This is a genomic window from Bdellovibrio sp. ArHS (assembly GCF_000786105.1).
Lineage (GTDB): Bacteria > Bdellovibrionota > Bdellovibrionia > Bdellovibrionales > Bdellovibrionaceae > Bdellovibrio.
Genome location: NZ_JTEV01000003.1, coordinates 40,179 through 59,805, shown reverse-complemented (window position 1 = coordinate 59,805; position 19,627 = coordinate 40,179). Strand labels below are relative to the sequence as shown.

Sequence of the window (19,627 nt, the reverse complement as noted above, 5' to 3'; positions counted from 1 at the left end):
ACATGGTAGGCTATCAATATGACAACGATATTTCTTTTAGAAGACGATCCTATTCTTGGAAAAGCAATCCAACTGCAACTGGAACTTCAAGCTTACAAAGTGGAATGGGCACAAAATCTGGGCGAGGCCAAAAAAAGAACGGCCATGACTTCGCCACCAGACCTCTTCATTCTCGATGTCAACCTGCCGGACGGCAACGGCTACGATTTTTGTCAATGGTTGCGGGCAGAAAAACTCCATACCCCTGTGATCTTTTTAACCGCCCGAACTGACGAAGAAAGTGTTGTGCGGGGTTTTGAGGAAGGTGCCAACGACTACGTCCGAAAGCCTTTTAGCCAAAAGGAGCTCAGCGTCCGCATCCGCAATCAACTTTCTGATACCAAAGCGAAATTAGATCTTGTTCGCTTCAACGGAGTAACCTTGATCAAAAATCAGCAAGTGCTCAAATATGGAGATTCTTTGATCAGTCTGAATCGTCGTGAATTCGAAATTCTTACGACATTCTTTGAACAACCTGAAACGATCGTCACGCGAGAGCAACTCATTGGTCGCCTGGCCTCGGGTGATGAAATTTATGATCGCACCGTCGACTCACACATCAGTCACATTCGCTCAAAGCTGACTCAAAATGGCGTCAAAGGTGTCAAAATTAATTCGGTCTATGGACAGGGATACCGGCTTGAGAAAGCTGTATGATAACTAAGCCCCTTTTTCGTAAGAACTTTTTTATTTTTGTTTCGATCATTTTAGTCTTCGTGATGGTGGCTTTCGCCAGTTCATGGATTCTGACAAGCTTCGAACGCGACCGGATGTTTTTGCGGCCAGCAGGAATGAACCGGGCTCTTCTGGATGCCTATGATAAAGATCCATTTAAAGCTCTTCCCCGACTGAACGACTTCGCTCAAAAAAATGACCTTGAGCCACACGACTTAATTAATGCCGACGGTATAAGTTTAACAACAGGCAAAAGAGTTCTTCCTGTCCCCTTAAGTTCCCAACAAAGGCGAGACCTGCACAAAGACCTTTCGGTTTCTTTAGGACCTTCAGAAGCGCGACGCATGCCTGGGCCTCCTCCTGACTTTGTCTCTGTGACAAATAAAGAAGGTGTATTTTTATATACCAAAATGGGCCACCCCCAAGACAAACCGCCCATGGGACCAATAGTCACTTTGATCGTGCTGGTGGCTTGTATTATTTTATCCATCGGCATCGCTCTTCTCTATCAATTTTCAAAATATCAAGAACGTTCGATCGAGGCGCTGCAAGTTTTGAATTCCCTCAGGGAAGGAAACCTTTCCGCCCGTCTGCCTGCACGCAAATTTGATGAATTGGCCCAATTAACCGATGCCTTCAATCAAATGGCGGGAGATTTAGAAAACATGGTCGAGCAATTGCGGAAAGCGGATCGTAGCCGTCGCGAGTTACTGCAGGATTTGGCTCACGATTTAAGAACGCCGCTGACCTCGTTGCGTTCCTTTCTTGAAACCTTACAGACCGCCAATCACCAGCTTTCAGAGGATAAAAGACAAGAGGTTCTATCGCTGAGTTTTTCAGAGGTGGAATACTTTGGAAAGTTAGTTGAGGATCTGCTTTTTTTGGCACAAATCACCGAACCAAGATATTCAATGAGTGCCGAAGTAGTGAATCTTGATGCCCGTGTGCGCGACCAAATAACGATTTTTAAACAGCGCTATCCAAGTCATCAATTTGAACTTCACAAGTCCGGCGAAAATTTTGAAATAAAAGGTTCTTCTCGTCTATTGGACCGGCTGCTGCGAAATGCATTTGAAAATTCCGCCTCTTTTGCTAAGTCCAAAGTAACAATCGAGTTGATCCAGCACGGCGCGGTTCTTCGCCTGAATCTTCTGGATGACGGGCCAGGATTCAGCAAAGAAGGTCTGGCGGCATTCGGTCACAAAAAATCCAGTCGCACGGTGATCTCGGGGGCCGACGAAAGCCAACGTATTTCCGTCGGTATTGGTTCTGTCATCATGAAAGAAATCGCCCAACTGCACGAGGGTGAACTTTCTGCGGAAAACCAGATGGCAGATCACCGCATTCTAGGCGCAAAAGTCTCATTTTCATTCGCCAGGTCCTAGCTCCACATTCGCTCCACACTTCTTCGTTAACCTAAGATCACGAACAAGGTGGTCTTATGCTTGGCAAGTTAATTTTCGTACTTTTGACTTTTCTCCCGACGACGTTATGGGCGCAATCCATGTGGGGTACGGGCATGTGGGGAGGTATGCAAGGCTGCTCCTACCAAACTCGCGCAGGCAATGGTGCCACCAACCAGGACGATGCCACCAAAGAAATTCAGACCGCCATCGCGGAAGCGCAACAACAACTGAAAACAAAAAAGTCCGAGAAGAAAAAGCTGGATCGAGAGTCTGAAAGACATAAAGCTGATATCGAGAAAACCGTTTCCGACGACTATGCTCAGTTCGTTTTTGAACATATTGAAAACTCACGACAGTGTTATGAATACAAAGGTTTACAGGACGAAAGCGAAATCTCAGCCCAGGGACAACAAGGGGCGGAGGTCCTTCCAGGAACAGCCATGACGCCGGTTCACGGGTTCACGATTTCCGAGTGGAAACAGTATTGTGATCCTGGAAAGGCGGGCTCTGTCAGTGCGTCGATATGCTCCAACCCACGTTTCAAATCCAGTGAAGGTGGTCGCGCTGACGCCAATTCATGTAAAAAAGGTTTGAATGACTACAGAAAGTCTTACGCCAAATCACAAAAACTTCAGCGAGAGATCGAAAATTTAGAAGCCACACTCGAACGTTCGAAAGAAGATTTGAAAGACGCCAAACAAAATGCCCTGGAAGAACAGCGCGAACGTATGACCGCGCAAACCGAGGGCGGCATTTGTGTCGAATGCATGCAACAAGGCAATGGGGGCTATCAATATCAAAAACCGCAAACAGATTGGGCCAATGTCATTGCCAATGTTGGAACCGGATTGTTGGCAACGTACGCGGGATACCAAAGCAATAAAATGGTTGCGGAATACAATTCCAACATCGGCTGGCCAACACAAAGTTATCCAAGTTGGAGCTATGGTTTTCCCTATCTTGCCGCGGGAATTTATGGAGCTTTGGGGGGCGGTACAGGCCAAGGTACTTTCGGTTGCGGCAGCGGTATCGGTGGGACCGGAAACATGAATGGTCCGATGGGAATGATGGGTGCTTACGGCACCGGAAGTTTGTACGGGTCGATGGGAATGAGCGGGGCCTTTGGTTACCCCACAGGCATGATGGGCAACACCATGGGCGGAGGAATTTTCAACGGCGGCATGGGCCCCTGGGGCATGGCCGGCTACGGCATGGGCGGCGGCTACGGCAACATGATGGGTATGGGCAACATGATGGGTATGGGCAACATGATGGGCATGGGCAACATGATGGGTATGGGAAACATGATGGGTATGGGAAACATGATGGGTATGGGCTCAATGATGGGTCTTGGTGGAATACTGGGAATGGGTGGAATGACCGGCTATGGAAATATGATGAGTGGTTACCCGATGAGCGGAATGATGGGAATGGGTAATATGACGGGCTATGGCAACATGATGGGCATGGGCTCAATGATGGGGTATGACTCAACGTCGATGCAATATCAGCAGCAAATGATGCAACTGCAGATGCAACAATATCAGATGCAGATGCAATACCAGCAACAATACCAATCCCAAGCCATGCAAAAATATCAGGCCGTTTCGTCTTTGCAGCAGGAAATGTACAATCTCATGTACCGCATTCAGCAAATTCAATATGGCGGATATGGAACCAGCTATCTGGGATCAACTAGTTCCATTGGCATCACATCCTTGGGGACAACTGGCTCGGTCCTGACTCCTCTTCCTGGAAGTGTGATCGGTACCACAGGAACAACATCAACCCTCATTCCGTCCAGCCGATAAAAAGTTTCGATCAAAAAGCTCCGCGCTGAAGAAGCCGAGCTCCTTGACGGTAAGTATCTTCAGAGAATCGGATCACACCATCTGAGTTCATACTTGAAGTTTGAAACACAAGATAGACCGGGATGGGTTTCTGCAAATTGACCCTGGTGTCGTTTTCCATGACCTCGCCGGGTTTTGCCATCGCCGACTCGATAGCGCCACGATTCCAGTTAGTCCCTTTTAAAAGATATTCGGCCAGCTCTACAGGTTGTTCCAGACGAATGCAGCCGGAGCTCAATTGCCGTTGTCCATCAGCGAAAAGCTCCCGCTGATTGGTGTCGTGCAAATAAATCGCATAGGGATTCGTCATCATAAACTTCAAAACCCCCAGAGCATTTCCCAAATGAGGTCGCTGACGAATATAAAACAAGTTGTCCGAGTTAGGATCGAGCGAGTTCCAATCCACCGTCGAAGGGTCCACCCGTTTTGTGAAGGTGCTATTCCAAAGTTCATAGTTATGGCTGTCAAAATATTCGGTGATTTGCGAAGGGCTTAAGCCTTTTAAATCCTCCATCTTGTCTTCGCGGAAGATCGTGGGCGGAACCACCCAATAGGGGTTGATCACAATGTACACGATTTTGTCCTTCATCGTTGGCGACGGGCGTGCGGTGCGGCCGTTGATGGTGCGAAAGTTCATACTTGTGCCCGACTGCTTGTCGATAAGATTGAACTGAGTCATCGCCAAGTTCACATAAATATAACGATCTTCAAAGGTTTGCGGAAACCAACGCAGCTTTTCCATGTCTAGACGAATTTGGCGAGCCCGTTCCACACAACCCGTATTAAGATATTTGTAAGTGCTTCCCGTTGCCGTGATCGAGCCATCGGGAACAACTTTATTGAGCCATTGAATATCATTGATAGCGGTCATCATCTGCGTATCGAAAGTCTGATCCACACTGGTCACTTTGTAACCCAACAAGCGCAGACGCTCTTTCCAGGCGGGAATAGCCGGATCACTGCCACCTAATTCCACCTTTTTAGACGGTGGTGGTAAACTTCCCCAAAGGCCGTTGTTACAATAAGAAGTGATTCGACGAAGAGCTTCTTTGAGCGCAATGTAAGGAGCCGATTGAGAAGAAAAGCTCATCAATAAAGGCTGAGAGCGCAAACCGTGCGTGTACATCAAGACGCGCAGCTGTTTGTCGCTGACGAAGGACTTTTTTGTCATTTTCACGTCAGAACCCATCGTACCCGGGTCGACAACGCCGCCATTCATGTCTTCCAGAAGCAGCAGAAAATTTTCATTGGCTTGCCGTTTCAGATTAGCATCCCAGTAGCCACCGGCTTTCCAGGCTTGCTCCATCCCGGTCGTCCAATAGCGATTCGGATTTAAACCCTCATTGCCAACATTGAGCATCGTGTTTCGCATGTCGCCTAAATCGAGCTCATCAATAACGTTCAGGTAGTCGGCACGCGCGGCCTGCGTAAATTGGGCTTTTGCCTGCGTCCCCATCAATAGCAACGTGTGAAGAAAAGCGATTAGAATCAATTTCATAGCCTCCCCCTCAGGTTCCATCATTTAGCTAAATTCTGTTCCGATTTGAGGTTTTTGGGCAGCTTTGAGTGGGCTAGGGACGCATATATTTCGAAAAAAAAATAGTCTGCAGAAGTACAAAAAAAAGAGGAGACAAATGTCTCCTCTTTGCGAATGAAAATTTAAAGTTCAATAAATTATCTTTGCGCTGCAGGAACCCATTTAAGGCCTTCTTTTCCGGCCCATTTACCACGAGGACGATAGATGCGGTTGTTTGCGTATTGTTCAAACGCATGAGCGCACCAACCAGAAATACGAGATGCCGCAAAGATCGGTGTGAACAGATCTGTCGGAATACCCATAGAGAAGTAAACAGTCGCTGAATAGAAGTCCACATTCGGCATCAAACCTTTTTCTTTGTACATAGTGTCGTCAATCAATGTCGACATTTCGTACATGTGGTGAATGCCAGCCGCTTTGGTCAATTTGTCAGACATGCCACGCAAGATACGCGCACGAGGGTCCCCATTTTTATAAACGCGGTGACCGATACCCATCACTTTTTCTTTGGCTTGCAAAGCGTCTTTTACAAATTGTTGCGCCTTATCCATGGTGCCGATTTTCTGAAGCATCAAGATCACTTGTTCGTTGGCACCACCGTGCAGAGGTCCCTTCAACGCCCCGATCGCAGAAACAATCGCAGAATGAAGATCTGACAAAGAAGACGCCGTTACGCGAGTTGCAAATGCAGAGCAATTCAACTCGTGGTCGGCATGAAGGATCAAACAAGTGTCCATCACCTTCACGTGCTCAGCATTAGGCTCTTTACCACCACCAAGCATGTACATCATGTTCCAAGCGATAGACTTATCCGCCTTGGGTTGAACCGGCTCTTGCCCTTTGCGAATAGCATCAAAAGCGCAAAGCAAAGTTCCCATTTTTGCAGTCAAACGAACCGATTTACGAAGATTCGCTTCTGGAGAGTTGTCATTGGCATCTGCATCCCAGTGAGCCATCAATGAAACCGCTGTGCGCAACCAACCCATAGGATGAACATTGGTTGGGATCGCTTTTAGAACTTTAATAAACTCGGGGCTCAATGCCATTTCTTTGTGAAGTGTTGCAGAAAAAGTCTCAAGCTCTTTCGCATTAGGCATTTTATCATTCCAAAGAAGGTAAGTTACTTCCTCAAAAGTTGAATTTTCCGCCAGATCGTCAATTGTGTAACCACGGAAATTAAGAGAATCACCGACGATAAAAGATACTTTCGTCGTACAAGCGACAACGCCTTCCAAACCCTTATCTAAGGCGCCTTCGTAGATATTTACTTCAGCCATTGTAGTTTCCTTTCTGACTTTTCACTTAAACATTGTACTCATAACAAGAAATTCAACAACAAGTCACGGACTTACACATCCAAAGTCTCATAAACTCTTTGTTGAAAACGATTTGGGCCCCGACGAAGAACCATCAAAATGGAGTTATCATTCCATAAAATGACAGCCCCAGAGAAGAGCCTTTTTCATAAAAACCATCGCAGATCAGGGATCTTATGTCTTCGCGAGTTTGATGACCTTGTCTTTCACTTCCGTGACGATCAAAGTTTGGTCGCGGATAGGATCGGTTTTGCCGGTATATTTTTCGTTCGAGAACAAAATCTCATTACGCAGTTCGTGCACGCCTTGTTTGGGGGCTCGACCAATAGCCTCTGCCAAACCATGCCCGCCCCAATTCACGCCCAAAGAGTTTTGCGAATTTTTTAGACCTTCGGTAGCGATCACCACGCGATCTCGCGGATTCAGCTGCACAGTCCGACTTTGAGGCTCTGTGTTAAAATCTTTAGCCAGACTGGGCCCGGTCGGCAATAGCTCAACTAAGCTATCCTGGCCATAGACCTGCAAGAATCCGTCTATAATCCCTACGGAACAGTATTGCATCTCGTAGTTGCGGCGATCTACGACACCATAAAAGACGCTGGCCTTATCCTCATTCAAGATGTGCGGCACGATCTCTTTGGCCAAAAGAGCAACGACTTTATGCGCCTCCAGCCCGCGACGGGCTTCCATTTGCGACGAGATTTTGATGATCACAGAAAGCAATAAGGAAGACAGCGAATAACCACTGGCGCTAGAAATCAGAATACCAAACTTGAGTTTGTCTTCGTGCTCGAAAATATCGAAGTAGTCACCGCCCGAGCGGGTGCCGGGAAGAAATTTGGTACTGAACTCGAAGCCCTGCACATTGGGCAGGTCGGTCGGAGAAAGAAACTTTTGTAAAGTCTGGGCCAACTTCAGTTCCTGACTGATCTGCGTGATGAGCTTTTCCAGAGCCGTGTTGGCCTTCGAAAGCTCCAGACGATAACGATGAAGCTCGCCATCTTTCACTGCGAGTTCATGCTCTAGTTCGGAAATACGCTCTTTATAATCAGTCTCGTTAGCCATGAAAAATATTGTAAGGAGGACATCCTGAGGTGTCACCCATATCAGTTTTCACGGCCTTTGGTCGAGTTAAAGAATGAGTCGGGCCAACTGTTGTTCTTCATCCTTCAGGCGACTTTGCAGGTGTTCCGGCACTTGTCCTTCCTTAAGACTTCCCAATCCTTGCAGGTGGTAGCGGATTTCACTGAGTCGTTTTTGCACTTTTTCTTTCGCCCAGGACATGGCGGCGGCTGACAAATACTCGCGCTCGCTCCACATCGGAGAAAAATAACGGGCCTCTTGAAGTTCGCCCACTTTCACCCGACTGCCGAAATGACCCCAAAGCATTTGCGCCAAAAACTGACACACAAGAACCAATAAAAAAAGCCCCATCAGTTGCAGGCTTCTATCCTGGAAGGATGCCAAGTCACCGGAAAAATCAAAGTAGAAAAGATTGCGCGCTTCTCCGGCCAGCCAGAAGCCGATAAGCACCCCAAAAATGGAGACAAGCGAAAGTTGCTTACCAATACGCTGACAATCCTGATTGAGTGAACGAGTGTGCCACCAAAATAGAATCATCCGCCCGATTCTTTCTCCGACGATCATCCCTAGCACACCATTGAAAGACACCGTGCTGGTCAAGAGCAGGCTTAACCCCAACACGAAAGACCAAAACTCAACCTTCACGACCAGAGTCAAAAGCACGCTGGCGATCAGCAAAGTGAACACGGCAGGAAAGCGCCCGTCCGCCAGAAAGAACGCCAGATCACTTTGTCCCAAAAGAGACTGCAACACGGTGGAATTTTTGATCATGCTTTCCCCGCCAATCAAAAAGATTCCAATGTTAAAAGCAAATTGAAGAAGAGTTTTGGTTCTGGCGCTAGAACCAAAAACAAACAACCCTAAGACACAGAAGCCTAAAATGAAGTAACCGCTAAAACCTAAAAAAAGAATTCCTAAAAGCGCGACCCACCACACCCCTAAAGTGCTCATGCTCATGATCAAGGCCGCAGGTGCCAATCCCAGAATCCGCAAATTGTACAAAGCCATTCCGGTGTAAAGAGAGCGCTGCGGGGACGCTTCAAAAATCACGACGTCAGCGCATCTTATGAACATTTTGACCAGACCGGTTTCCACCCCAAGATTCAAAACTTTTTTATGCAGCGAAAAGAAAAGTGTCGACAGTTGCTTCTGTGATTCTGCCATTCCGTACATCACCAGAAAAAAACTACCCAACCACATAAGTATCATAGCGGACCACCTTTCCTTCATAGGCGTGACGGACGCCTGGCAGTAACTGTTCAGCGTGCAATGGGCGCTTCACCACAACTCTCTGCACTGGCCAGGTCAAAGCTTCCTTAAGAACCTCTGCCGCATCCTCATCGTGTCCGACCAGATCGCGAAACACGACCATCTCTTGTTTGGGCAAAGCCGACTTCTTTTTATGCGGATACATCGGATCAAAATAAATGCTGTCGATGTCGAGCTGCCCTTTTTTTTCCTTAAGAAAATTCAGACTGTCAGAATAATAAAGCTGGTACGTTCGCAGTGACTCTTTCTGAGTTTTTTCGAACGCCTCTTGCAAAAGGGCATAAAGAACAGGGGATCGTTCCACACCAGTCACTTGAAAGCCCAACTGAGTTAAAAACACACTGTCGACGGCAAGCCCCACTGACAGATCTAAGATTTTATGGCAGCCCTTGGCAATACCTAAAGCTTTGGCGATAAGTTCATTCTTTCCGCGATGTCCTTTGCGTTCATAGTCGAGATGATTTTTATCAAAATCAATTTCAAGCAAACGACGCTCCTGATCGCGCACATAAACGCGCTCATTTTCAATGAACAGGTGAAAAAAGAATTCTTCGGGGTTCGGGGGATTTATCGGACAATTTAAAAAAGTGGCCCAGCGCGAGGCTTTTTCCGTGGCCGCTTCTGACGATATAATACAGAGGCGTGACGCCTTTAAGCTCCCAGATACCACAGACATTCAAAAACCCACAAGCCTATGGTGACAAGGAAAAGTCTAAAACCCGCTTTAAAGACTGACCGAAGCTCACTCCCGACAGGACTGGAAATATTTTTTAACCGATAGATAAAACTAACTGAAAGTAAAAGCAAAACCAGGGAAAGATAGAACCCCCAATAAAAGCCGCCGTAACTCATATGAAAAAGAAAGTTGAAGCCTAAAAAAAGAAACCACCAAATCGCCAATAGGCGACGGCTTTTATCAAAGCCCAGCCAGTTCACAGTATTGGTAAATCCAGCTTGGGCACTGGCAAAAATGTTCATGAAATTTTTAAGCTGAACTACGAAGAGAACCAACCAACCCCACACACAGCCTAGCCACACACTTTCCCAGTCAAAACCCGCCCCCATGGCCAACTGATAGCCGACCGTTAACAAGGGACCCAACATCAGGAACAGAGCAAATTCTCCACCAATCTGATATTTGAAAGAGTTTTGTTTTTTAAACTGCGCCCACAATCCCACGACCAGACTAAGGAAAATCACTCCGGCCACTTCCGGGAAAGCAAAGATGATGGGAAGCGCGCACAGAATCGCAAGGGTCAATAAAACTGTCGAATAGCTTTTAACCTGAGCGGCCGTGACCCATCCGTTTTGAATCGAGCGACTGCCACTTCTTTCCAGAACGCGGTCCACACCCTTCATGTGATCCATATAATCATTGCGCAAGTTCACCGCGATGAAAGCCAGAATCACCCCGACGGTAGCGATAATTGTGGTGATGGGGTCTACGACAGTGCGAAATACAATGTTTTTTGTAAGCACCAAAAACAACGGCGCTAAAATCAACAGAAAACTGCGAGCCTTGAAAGTCTGCAATAGCACGATCAACCAGGAAGGCTTCTGAATACTCGCAAGAGGAAGAACACGAAAAGTCACTGTTTCAGAGGCAGAATTCACGTTAAGTGTCTGTACCGGCAAAGCTCTTTGTTCTTTAGAGAATGTGCCTAACAAGTACGATTCAAATTCCGGAGAATTTTTTGAAAGCGTGATCAGTTCACTCACGAAGGCTTCCTTCTCCAATAAAGAATTTCCGTCAAAGGTCGAAGTTGCTCGATCAAGCCTTCTTCCCCGGGCTGCAAAAAGGTCTTCAAACGCTCAAGGTGATGATTGTACATCTGGATAAGACCTTTGTTCATTTCATCGAAAGCCAAAAGTTTTTGATCGAATTGAGCTTTGCCGCCGATGCTGGCGTAGAACTCTTCCAGATTTTTACTTTTCACCAATGTGTCGATCTCTTGACGAGAACGCCCTTGCGATACGAACGCGCCGAAGGAATTTAGATATCCGGATTTAAGATCGCCCAAAATGGCTTTGCCTTCATCATTGCGAATATCATAATCCAATAAGTCATCGCTGCGCTGGAAGAGTTGACCTAACAAGGTTCCCATTTCCTCAAGGACGCGATGCAATTCCACGTCGTATCTTTCCTGCGCGATGAAGGGCGCACGGATACACCATTTAAACAAACTGGCCGTCTTTAAATTGTGAATGCGATCCAATTGCTCAAGAGTGACAAAGAAGTCGCCCACCACAGAGTCTTGAAGCCACTCCCCTTCTAAAAGATCAGAAATGACTTCGGCTGTGTATTGCACAAGCTGGATATTGCCATGACCGGAAAGGTTGACCATCACGCGCGCCAAAAGATAGTCGCCCGCCAAAACAGCGTACTCGGGAGTGTACTTCAGCCACGCAGCCGTTTTGCCACGACGAAGATGCGAGCGATCGATAAGGTCATCATGAAGCAAAGAGGCGTTATGAATAAACTCGATTGTCTGTGCCAAAAGAAGTTCCGCTTTGGCATCCAAAGACAGGTTAGAACTCATCATGCGAATGAGTTTTGCGCGGAACCCTTTTCCGCCAGCGAAGAGATCCTCGTAAAGCTTATTCAGCTTCGGCAAATAAGCCGGAAAATCCTTTGGATCATAGACTTTAAGATCAATGACACTTCGCTGCAATTTGAACTCCTAAAGGTGGGTCGTAAGCCGATAACTTGGCGATTTATCTGCTTGCTGTCAAGGGCTCTCCGGCCTTAAAGTTCGAGACATTATGAATAAAATCTTTCACACCAAAAAGACCCTGACCTTCAAGGAAGCCGATCCTGCTGGAATCATGTTTTTCGGGAATATTTTCGGCTTTGCGCATGACGCATTCGAAGAGTTTATCCAGGCTGCGGGTTATACCTATCAAGGGTGGTTCGGACAGCGCGACCTGATTATTCCCATCCGCCATACTGAATCTGACTTTTTATCTCCTTTTTTTCCTGGGCAAACCTACGACATCGCTGTCACGGTCGCGAGTTTTGGTGAAACCTCTTTTAAAATGAAGTATGTTTTCTCTCAAAACGGCAAAAAGAATGCCGTGGTTCAAATGGTGCATTCTGTGGTCGATGGCAAGACGAAACAGAAAGCGCCTCTGACTGTGGAAATGAAATCTCGTCTTGAGCCCTATCTGGAAGCTGTGAAAGGTTAAAACGATGGAAGAGTTTAAATTTACAGGCGATGAGTGGTGGCGCAAGGGCGTGCGTTTTGAATGCACAGGCTCGGGCAAGTGCTGCACGTCACACGGTGAATACGGCTACGTTTTTTTAAGCCTTGAGGATCGCAAACGCTTTGCTAAACATTTCGATATGCGGGTCAGCGAGTTTACGAAAAAATACTGTGCCCGCAGTGGCGGTATCTGGCACTTGAAAGAAGATCCCAAGAACCCGGACTGCATGTTTCTTAAGGGAAAAAGCTGCGGTGCCTATGAAGCACGTCCCACTCAATGCCGTACTTGGCCTTTTTGGCCTGAAGTCATGAATGCCAAAGCCTGGGCCAAGGATGTCAAAGCTTTCTGTCCTGGCGTCGGCCGTGGCGAGCTGGTTTCTGGTGACCGCATCGAAGCGCAACTGCGTGAGCAAATAAAAAGTGAGAAAGGGTGGGGAAAATAACCCACTCTTTTTTTCCAACCGTTTCATCCTGATTCACTTTTTTTACAAGAAAGTTAGTTCTTCGAAGAATCTCATTCTGAAGCTTTAGGATACCCCGTCCTTTGTCGAAGAGATACTCATGAAGAACGTAACCTCTAAATATGCCTGTGTTTTATTCCTTTCTGCGATCTTGTTAACAAGTTGCAAAAGTCCCGAATTAGAAGTGGCGTCACTAGGAAAAAAACTTCCCGCCCCTTCTTTGAAGGGATCGAGTCCGTTTGATCAGGACTTCGATGTCCAAAACTATGTGCGCATTCAAGGAAGTTGTGACACTCGCGTTGGCAACGTCTTACTTAGCTTCGACAAAACAGCATGGCATCAACCGCCCTCGATTCCCGATACAACAGGAACATCCTTGACCGGAATTACCAACGATCGGGATTGTTCGGATGGATCTTTCGATCTTTATTTGACTAAAAATGATCTTGAAAATATTTGGGGCATTACGGCCGGAAGCAGTGGAACCGACGTCGACTACATTTATATAAAAGGTGAAACGGCCATCGGCGACACCGCCATTCTCGTTTTACAAGACCCCAAACAAGGCGGAGGCTCTGCCGCCACCGTGAATATCGAGAAAACCTGGCCGGCTGGATATGCAGGCTCGGGACAGTGCGATTATCTGCGGGTGTACCTGACCAACTCACAAGGATATCGAACTTCCCATTCGGCAGCCGTCACTTTTTCAGTGCAAAAAACTTATCAATCTGTGGCGGCTCCCATCGCCGCCTATGCGACTTATCAGGATTGTGAAAATGATGTCGCTGGAACCGCCGGGCAAACGTCTTTCAGTATTCCCGCAGGTCAAGATGGCATCGACATCATCTATCGCTTTCCCACCACCGCGAAGTCTGGAAACATGAGTTTCAAAGTCATCAATACTTCGGCACTCACACCAAGCTCCACTCCTTATTCTGTGGTCATGCGCGACTCAAGCTCGGCAAACACGCGCTGGATTTCCCTGGAAGATCATCGCTATCAAATCTATAAAGACCTCTGTTATCCGATTAAGATGCGTGCCAACAATTATGATCGATCTGCCGTGTCTTCAAACTCAGGTGGGGTGATCAATTTAGCCAGCTCCGATTCGAAGGCAAAATTCTATACCGATGCTTCCTGTTCTTCGGAAGCAACGACGATGAACCTGGTAGACTCAGGTGAATTTACGGCCTATTTGAAATACCAATCTGCATCGGAAACGGACTCTTATAAATCGTTCAACATCTCAATTTCGACCGGCACCGGCAGTGCGTATACTTACGACTTTGCTCCGTACAACATGAAGGTGGATCTCACCAATAAAACAACTATCACCAAGACCGATATCTGGGGACCTCGCGATGTGAATCGATACTCCTGTCAGTCTTTTCAAGTGGTGGTCATGAATGAAAACGGGACTCGTCTACCCGCAAGCAGCAACACGATTATAAGCCTTGCGACTTTGGAGGCTTCGGTAGGTACATTTTACGCACATTCGGGATGTTACGCCGGGTATGAGGCCACGCAGGCGACGATCCCTTCTGGGGCCGATTCGACGATCGTCTACTTTAAAGCCACCGCAAGCGACGGCACCTATCATTTCAAACTGAGCGGCTTGGCATCGAACAGTACAGAATTAAGAGTGAAGACGATCGCCAATCGCATCACTCTGCAACCACAAAGCGATCTATGGGATTTGGCCGTAGCACCCAGTTGCGTTCCGGTTCTTGTTACACGCAAGGATGAAACTTCCAATCCGGTATCTTCGGCAGCAAGCCTGACCATTCCTATTGACGTGAACTTTGGTGATGGCGTCAACAATCGTCTTTATGCGGATGCCGCATGCTCGATCTTAAGTTCACCGTCCGTCATAATTCCGGCAGGCAGTGACTCTGGCATTTTCTATATTTCCAAACAGACCATCCCGGGCGGAACGTCGTTGACTCTCAGTGTAGCAATGCCAGGCTTCTACTACACCAACCTCACCGGCTACTTTAGTCCTTAATTTTCTTTCGTAAAATATTAAGCAATTCTTCACGGTCCTCCTCTGGGTGGACCGTGAAAGTTTCCGTTTGACCATCGACGCTGGCGTACGTCAGCGCTTGAAGCTCATCGATGCAGACATCCAAGCAACTGGATGTCACGATCCGTATTTTGGAAAGCTCGCCGCTTTCTTTGAAAGACTTCTTCAAAAATGTTTTTAAGTTTTCTCCGGCATTGCCTTCTTCGCGCAAATTTTTAGAACTGATAGCTTTGTGACATTTCGTACATACTAGCACGATGCCTTTGGACCACGGATTGTCTTCTTTTTTAATCATAATGAATTCCTTAATTGCGCCCACAAAATCTTGCCTAAATCGCTGCGCGGGATTTCTTTCGCATAATGGATCTTACGCGGTTTTTCGAATGGAAGCACTTTTTCAGAGAAGATTTTCACTATGTTTTCAGTTTCTTCCTGGGAAAGCAGACTGACAATATGAATTTCACTGCCTAATCTTTCAGATGGCATATCCAGCAATGTCATTTTTAAAGGAAAATCCGGACTTACCGACAGCGCACAATTTTCGAGTATAGACCGCAAGTGTGCGACATTAGTCCCCTCGCCGCCGATTTTTATATAGTCCTTACTGCGGCCCTGAATATGCAAAGCCCCTTGAATAACTTCACCCCGATCCTCCGTGGTGAACCACCCATCAACTTTAGGGTCCCACCAGCGAGCTTGTTGCGCGGAGTTTTGCGCATAGCAAGTGAACAACGATGTTGCCTGCACCTGTAAGAATCCATCTTCATTTTTCCGTGCCTGGGCATGGGAAAGAAGAACCATCTCAGGAAAGTCAGATTCTGTAAGGGACTGCAAACGAGCCGTCGCAATTTGGGAGGCCGTCTCGGTCATTCCATAACTGGGTAGGACGGGCCACCCCAAAGCGCGGGCTTTTTTAAAAAGCTCCACTTCAAAGGCCCCCCCACCAACGACGATCGCGCGTATCAACGGCGGTGCCGGCAAAGAGCGAGCCACCAAATCATAAACTTGAGTGGGAACCAAAGCCGAAAGTGTGCAGCGTTCTTGAAAAAGGATCTTATAAAAATGATCCGTGTCCCAACGACCGTCTTTTAAAGCCGAAACAACCCGTGCGCCCGCAAGTTCGGCACGCACTTCGATGCCCAACCCGCCAACATGGAAATGAGGCAAAACCTGAGTCCACACGTCGTTTGATGTGCTTTGCAAATGCTGATTCACGGCTTCCGCAGAACTAAGAAGAGCTTTTTTGGAAAGCGCGACCAGCTTCGTTCGCGCCGCCGACTCTGCCGTCGAACCGGATGTCGCTAACCACACATGTCCTTGAAGCTGTTTTTCTTTTTGCACATTTTCCGCTAAAGCGTAAAGAGCCTCGTAATCTTCGCGCGGTAGACGAGGGTTCAGAAGAATTTCATTCGCCGTGGAAAAGAGATCTAATTTCTCTTGAGCTGATGCCACGGCAGTTCCTTTAGAAGTTTGTCAAAACCCACACCATGCCCTTTGATTCTCAAAAGATACGGTCCCTGCGTATTTATTTCGGCTGAAAACGAATCCATGTTGTAATGACGATGAGTTAAACAACCCGCTTCCAGGATCATCTCGCCATGCTTTTTTTTGAGTTCCATGGCAACGGCCGCGGCATGTGCCACACCGACCGCATGATCCATATAGCTTGTCACTGTCGCTTTTAGATTCCACTGCCGACAACGCTCAATGGCCTTATCCACGTCCATTTTTGCCGGTTTAATAACGATGACATCAAAGGGGGCCGTCCGCAAAATCTGCCAGGGGACTTTGTCATACTGATTGTCGATCGCTATTTTCACAAGCTTCTTGGCTTCGTTCCAGGAAGTCACGTCGAACGGAAAGGGATCTTCGACGTACTCAATAGATGGCTTTACCGTCGTAGGAAGGCTGCGCATGAATCGTTCAAAGATCTGCCAGGTTGCGACCGCATTAAAATCTAGACGAATTTTCAGCCCAGCGGCCGCCACATGAGTCAGCACATCCGCTTCCTCTTGCAGATTCCTTCCGACTTTTATTTTCAAAGACGTGTATCCGTCCCTTTTGAGCTCGTCTAAAAAACCGGGCTTAAGAGAATTAAAGTTTGTAAGAAGAAAATTATTTTTAAGCTTCTCTGTCCCATCAAAAAGACTTTTCTTTTCATGCCGAGCCAAAGCATCCCGGCGAGCCAACCAAAAACTTTGCTCAATTTGTGGCGACATGCGTCCGCGGCGCAGTTCTGACATCTGCTCTTCCAGGCTCAAGTCACCCAATTCAGGCCAAGGATGCAGATCCGCGTAGCCCTTCATTCCATCATCCCATTCGATCTTTAGCAAAACCCCTTCGCGGGGTGATGCCCCCGCCACGGCATTAAGTGCCTGCACGGGTTTCAAAGAATAAGGGCTGTATGAAATTTGAATCAAAATGCAAATCCTATCGCCAGAAGAAGACCGAATACCAAATGCAAACCCGCTGCTTGCCCCAAGAAACGATTATATGCGGGACTGGGCTGGGTAGAGAAAACATTTTTTGTGATCTTGATCGCCAAAGGAACGGCGAAGAGCGAAAGCACGGCCGGAATTTTATATCCTTCAAACCACCAATAAAGATTGAGTACGAAAGGGAGAAAGCACAAAGTCGCAATTTCATAGCGAGAAAACTTCACCCCGAAACGAACGGCCAAAGTTTTTTTATTCACCAGGGCGTCGCCACTATGGTCACGAAGATTGTTGATGGCAATTAGGACCGTCGCATGAAGGCCAATCTGCAGCCCCAAAACAAAAGCTTCTTGCAGCCACTCGCCGGTATTTAAAAATACGATCCCCGTCACCGCCAAAAGGCCGAAGAAGAGAATCACAAACAGGTCCCCCAGGCCAAGATAGGCCAAAGGAAAAGGACCCGCCGTATAGGAATAACCCATTAAAACGGAGGCGACGCCAATCGCGACAATCACCCAGCCGCCTTTCATCACCAACGGAATTCCACACAGCACCGCCAAAAGAAAACACAAAGAACCCAAGGCCATCACCTGACCCGCCGTCAAAATTCCCGCCTGAGTGATGCGCTGAGGTCCGATGCGTTTTTCCGTATCCGCACCTTTTTTGAAATCAACGGCATCGTTCACGAGGTTGGTGCCGATTTGAATAAGGAAAGAGGCTGCCAAGGCGTAGAATAAAACCCAGCCATCCCAGGAAAGTCCAATGGCGCGAACCAAAGCGGTTCCGGCCAAACAAGGAACCAAGGCCGCCGTCAGAGTTTTTGGTCGAAACGCCAGAAGAATACTTTTGAGTTGAATTGCAGAAGAAGCCATATTTTGCATTGCACCATTGTGAGTTGGAACGCTTATGTAGCAGGGCCTTAGCCATTTATAAGCGCTCTGAATTTCAATCCTTTTCTATCAGAACTTTTTCTGATGACCAACGCAAATTCTAAGTGCAAAAAGAAACCGTCGGAGGTCTTTCCATGAATCTTTTTGCCATTCTGTCTTTTATTGCGGGAGCTCTTATTGCCGGGCTTATCGTCTATTTCAAATTGAAAGCTCAAGCGACCTCTGAAAAAGCCCAATTGCTGGCCGATGTGCAAGCTTTGCAAATGAAAAACGACCTTCTTTCACAAAGCCTTTCGGAACAGAAATCGTTGATGATCGAAGCCCGCAAACAGCAAGAAGCTTTGGCCGAAAGAATGAATACCCAGTTTGAAGTTGTTGCTCAGAAAATCTTCGAAGAAAAGTCGGCGAAGTTCACCGATCAAAATCACAAGAATATTGCTTCTGTTTTGGAACCCCTGAAAGAGCGTATCAAAGACTTCGAAAAGAAAGTGGAAGAAACTTATTCGACGGAGCGTTCGGAACGCGGCATGCTTCGCGGTGAGCTGACAAAATTGATGGAACTGAACAAAGTCATGTCGGCAGAAACACAGAATCTGACCAAAGCTTTAAAAGGCGAAGTGAAAACGCAGGGAAACTGGGGCGAACTGATTCTGGAAAATATTTTGGAACGTTCGGGCCTACGTAAAGGCGAAGAGTACATCATACAAGGCACGGACTTGGATTTGCGTGGTGAGGACGGCCAGATTCTTCGCCCCGATGTGATCGTCAGTCTGCCCGACGAAAAACATTTGATTGTCGACTCGAAAATGACATTGATCGCCTATGAGCAATATTCTTCTGCGGAAACTCCGGAAGATCTGGAACGCGCTGGAAAACTTCATGTCGAGTCTTTGAAAAAACATATCGATGGTCTGTCGGAGAAAAAGTATCACGCCGCCGACAAACTGATTTCACCGGACTTCGTGATTTTGTTTATGCCTTTAGAGCCAGCCTTCGCCTTGGCGTTTAAGCTGAAGCCAGAACTTTTCCAATATGCCTGGGAAAGAAATGTGGCTATCGTAAGTCCAACGACATTGCTAGCAACCCTCAGAACCGTGGCTGCTTTGTGGAAACAGGATCGTCAGGAAAAAAATGCGCTTGAAATCGCTAAGCGCGGCGGTCTTCTATACGAAAAGTTCGCAGGTCTTTTAAAGGATCTTCAAAACTTAGGCGAAAAACTGTCTGCCGCCCAAAAAGCGCATGAGGATGTTATTAAGAAAGTTTCTGAAGGCCGCGGTAATTTGATTGATCAGGTCGAGGACCTTAAACGCTTGGGCGCAAAGACTGAAAAATCTTTGCCTCAACTAGAGAATGCTTAAGGGACAGAAGCATTTGACAGCCCAGGGGCCACGATCAAAAGTCGCTTTCCATTTTTTAAAAATAAAAAAGGCTTGGTCTCCC

18 protein-coding genes are annotated in these 19,627 nt (G+C 47.1%); 7 read left to right on the top strand and 11 right to left on the bottom strand.

Annotation, left to right across the window (positions count from 1 at the left end; translation table 11 throughout):
- Positions 1–18 precede the first annotated feature (18 nt).
- Genes OM95_RS01150 through OM95_RS01140 form a run of 3 tightly spaced genes read left to right on the top strand, consistent with a single transcriptional unit; the run spans position 19 to position 3,931 of the window.
- On the top strand, positions 19–696 hold the full coding sequence (locus tag OM95_RS01150; protein WP_041869380.1) for a response regulator transcription factor: 678 nt from the start codon (positions 19–21) through the stop codon (positions 694–696).
- Complete coding sequence (locus tag OM95_RS01145; protein ID WP_041869378.1) at positions 693–2,099, top strand: HAMP domain-containing sensor histidine kinase; 1,407 nt, start codon at positions 693–695, stop codon at positions 2,097–2,099. The genes OM95_RS01150 and OM95_RS01145 overlap by 4 nt, the downstream gene beginning before the upstream one ends.
- Positions 2,100–2,155: 56 nt before the next feature.
- Positions 2,156–3,931: a hypothetical protein gene (locus OM95_RS01140; RefSeq protein ID WP_041869377.1), complete on the top strand. Its 1,776-nt coding sequence runs from the start codon at positions 2,156–2,158 to the stop codon at positions 3,929–3,931.
- Positions 3,932–3,941: 10 nt separating this feature from the next.
- Here the strand turns inward: OM95_RS01140 and OM95_RS01135 are convergent, their stop codons facing one another.
- The 7 genes from OM95_RS01135 to OM95_RS01105 form a co-directional block, all read right to left on the bottom strand.
- Entirely contained in the window at positions 3,942–5,468 is a 1,527-nt protein-coding gene (locus OM95_RS01135) for a L,D-transpeptidase family protein (RefSeq protein WP_041869376.1), read from the bottom strand.
- Positions 5,469–5,644: 176 nt separating this feature from the next.
- Positions 5,645–6,784, bottom strand: a complete 1,140-nt coding sequence (locus tag OM95_RS01130) for a citrate synthase (protein WP_041869374.1) — start codon at positions 6,782–6,784, stop codon at positions 5,645–5,647.
- A 213-nt stretch (positions 6,785–6,997) separates the two neighbouring features.
- Entirely contained in the window at positions 6,998–7,888 is an 891-nt protein-coding gene (locus OM95_RS01125) for a SpoIIE family protein phosphatase (protein WP_041869372.1), read from the bottom strand.
- A gap of 66 nt (positions 7,889–7,954) precedes the next feature.
- The gene (locus OM95_RS01120) at positions 7,955–9,115 is read right to left on the bottom strand and encodes a hypothetical protein (protein WP_291515416.1); all 1,161 of its coding nucleotides are present in this window, start codon (positions 9,113–9,115) and stop codon (positions 7,955–7,957) included.
- On the bottom strand, positions 9,093–9,851 hold the full coding sequence (locus OM95_RS01115; RefSeq protein ID WP_291515415.1) for a class I SAM-dependent methyltransferase: 759 nt from the start codon (positions 9,849–9,851) through the stop codon (positions 9,093–9,095). Before OM95_RS01115 ends, OM95_RS01120 begins: the two co-directional genes overlap by 23 nt.
- A complete protein-coding gene (locus OM95_RS01110) occupies positions 9,827–10,894 on the bottom strand; it encodes a prenyltransferase (protein ID WP_041869368.1) in 1,068 nt (355 codons plus the stop codon). Before OM95_RS01110 ends, OM95_RS01115 begins: the two co-directional genes overlap by 25 nt.
- Positions 10,891–11,847, bottom strand: a complete 957-nt coding sequence (locus OM95_RS01105) for a polyprenyl synthetase family protein (protein ID WP_041869366.1) — start codon at positions 11,845–11,847, stop codon at positions 10,891–10,893. Before OM95_RS01105 ends, OM95_RS01110 begins: the two co-directional genes overlap by 4 nt.
- A 91-nt stretch (positions 11,848–11,938) precedes the next feature.
- On the opposite strand from OM95_RS01105, the gene OM95_RS01100 reads away from it, so the two are divergent.
- From OM95_RS01100 to OM95_RS01090, 3 genes are all read left to right on the top strand, one after another.
- Positions 11,939–12,361: an acyl-CoA thioesterase gene (locus OM95_RS01100; RefSeq protein ID WP_041869364.1), complete on the top strand. Its 423-nt coding sequence runs from the start codon at positions 11,939–11,941 to the stop codon at positions 12,359–12,361.
- A 4-nt stretch (positions 12,362–12,365) separates the two neighbouring features.
- A complete protein-coding gene (locus OM95_RS01095; RefSeq protein ID WP_041869362.1) occupies positions 12,366–12,821 on the top strand; it encodes a YkgJ family cysteine cluster protein in 456 nt (151 codons plus the stop codon).
- 118 nt (positions 12,822–12,939) lie between these two features.
- Entirely contained in the window at positions 12,940–14,844 is a 1,905-nt protein-coding gene (locus tag OM95_RS01090) for a hypothetical protein (RefSeq protein ID WP_291515414.1), read from the top strand.
- Here the strand turns inward: OM95_RS01090 and OM95_RS01085 are convergent.
- The 4 genes from OM95_RS01085 to menA are packed head-to-tail and all read right to left on the bottom strand — an operon-like array spanning position 14,834 to position 18,178.
- Complete coding sequence (locus OM95_RS01085) at positions 14,834–15,157, bottom strand: (2Fe-2S) ferredoxin domain-containing protein (protein WP_291515413.1); 324 nt, start codon at positions 15,155–15,157, stop codon at positions 14,834–14,836. The genes OM95_RS01090 and OM95_RS01085 overlap by 11 nt on opposite strands.
- A complete protein-coding gene (locus OM95_RS01080) occupies positions 15,154–16,314 on the bottom strand; it encodes an AMP-binding protein (protein ID WP_041869360.1) in 1,161 nt (386 codons plus the stop codon). Before OM95_RS01080 ends, OM95_RS01085 begins: the two co-directional genes overlap by 4 nt.
- Complete coding sequence (locus tag OM95_RS01075; protein ID WP_041869358.1) at positions 16,290–17,282, bottom strand: enolase C-terminal domain-like protein; 993 nt, start codon at positions 17,280–17,282, stop codon at positions 16,290–16,292. The genes OM95_RS01080 and OM95_RS01075 overlap by 25 nt, the downstream gene beginning before the upstream one ends.
- Positions 17,279–18,178 carry a 1,4-dihydroxy-2-naphthoate octaprenyltransferase gene (gene menA / locus OM95_RS01070; RefSeq protein WP_291515412.1) on the bottom strand — a complete coding sequence of 300 codons (900 nt, stop codon included), beginning with the start codon at positions 18,176–18,178 and terminating at the stop codon, positions 17,279–17,281. Before menA ends, OM95_RS01075 begins: the two co-directional genes overlap by 4 nt.
- 143 nt (positions 18,179–18,321) lie before the next feature.
- Between menA and OM95_RS01065 the strand changes: the two genes are divergently transcribed.
- On the top strand, positions 18,322–19,545 hold the full coding sequence (locus OM95_RS01065) for a DNA recombination protein RmuC (protein WP_041869356.1): 1,224 nt from the start codon (positions 18,322–18,324) through the stop codon (positions 19,543–19,545).
- Positions 19,546–19,627 lie beyond the last annotated feature (82 nt).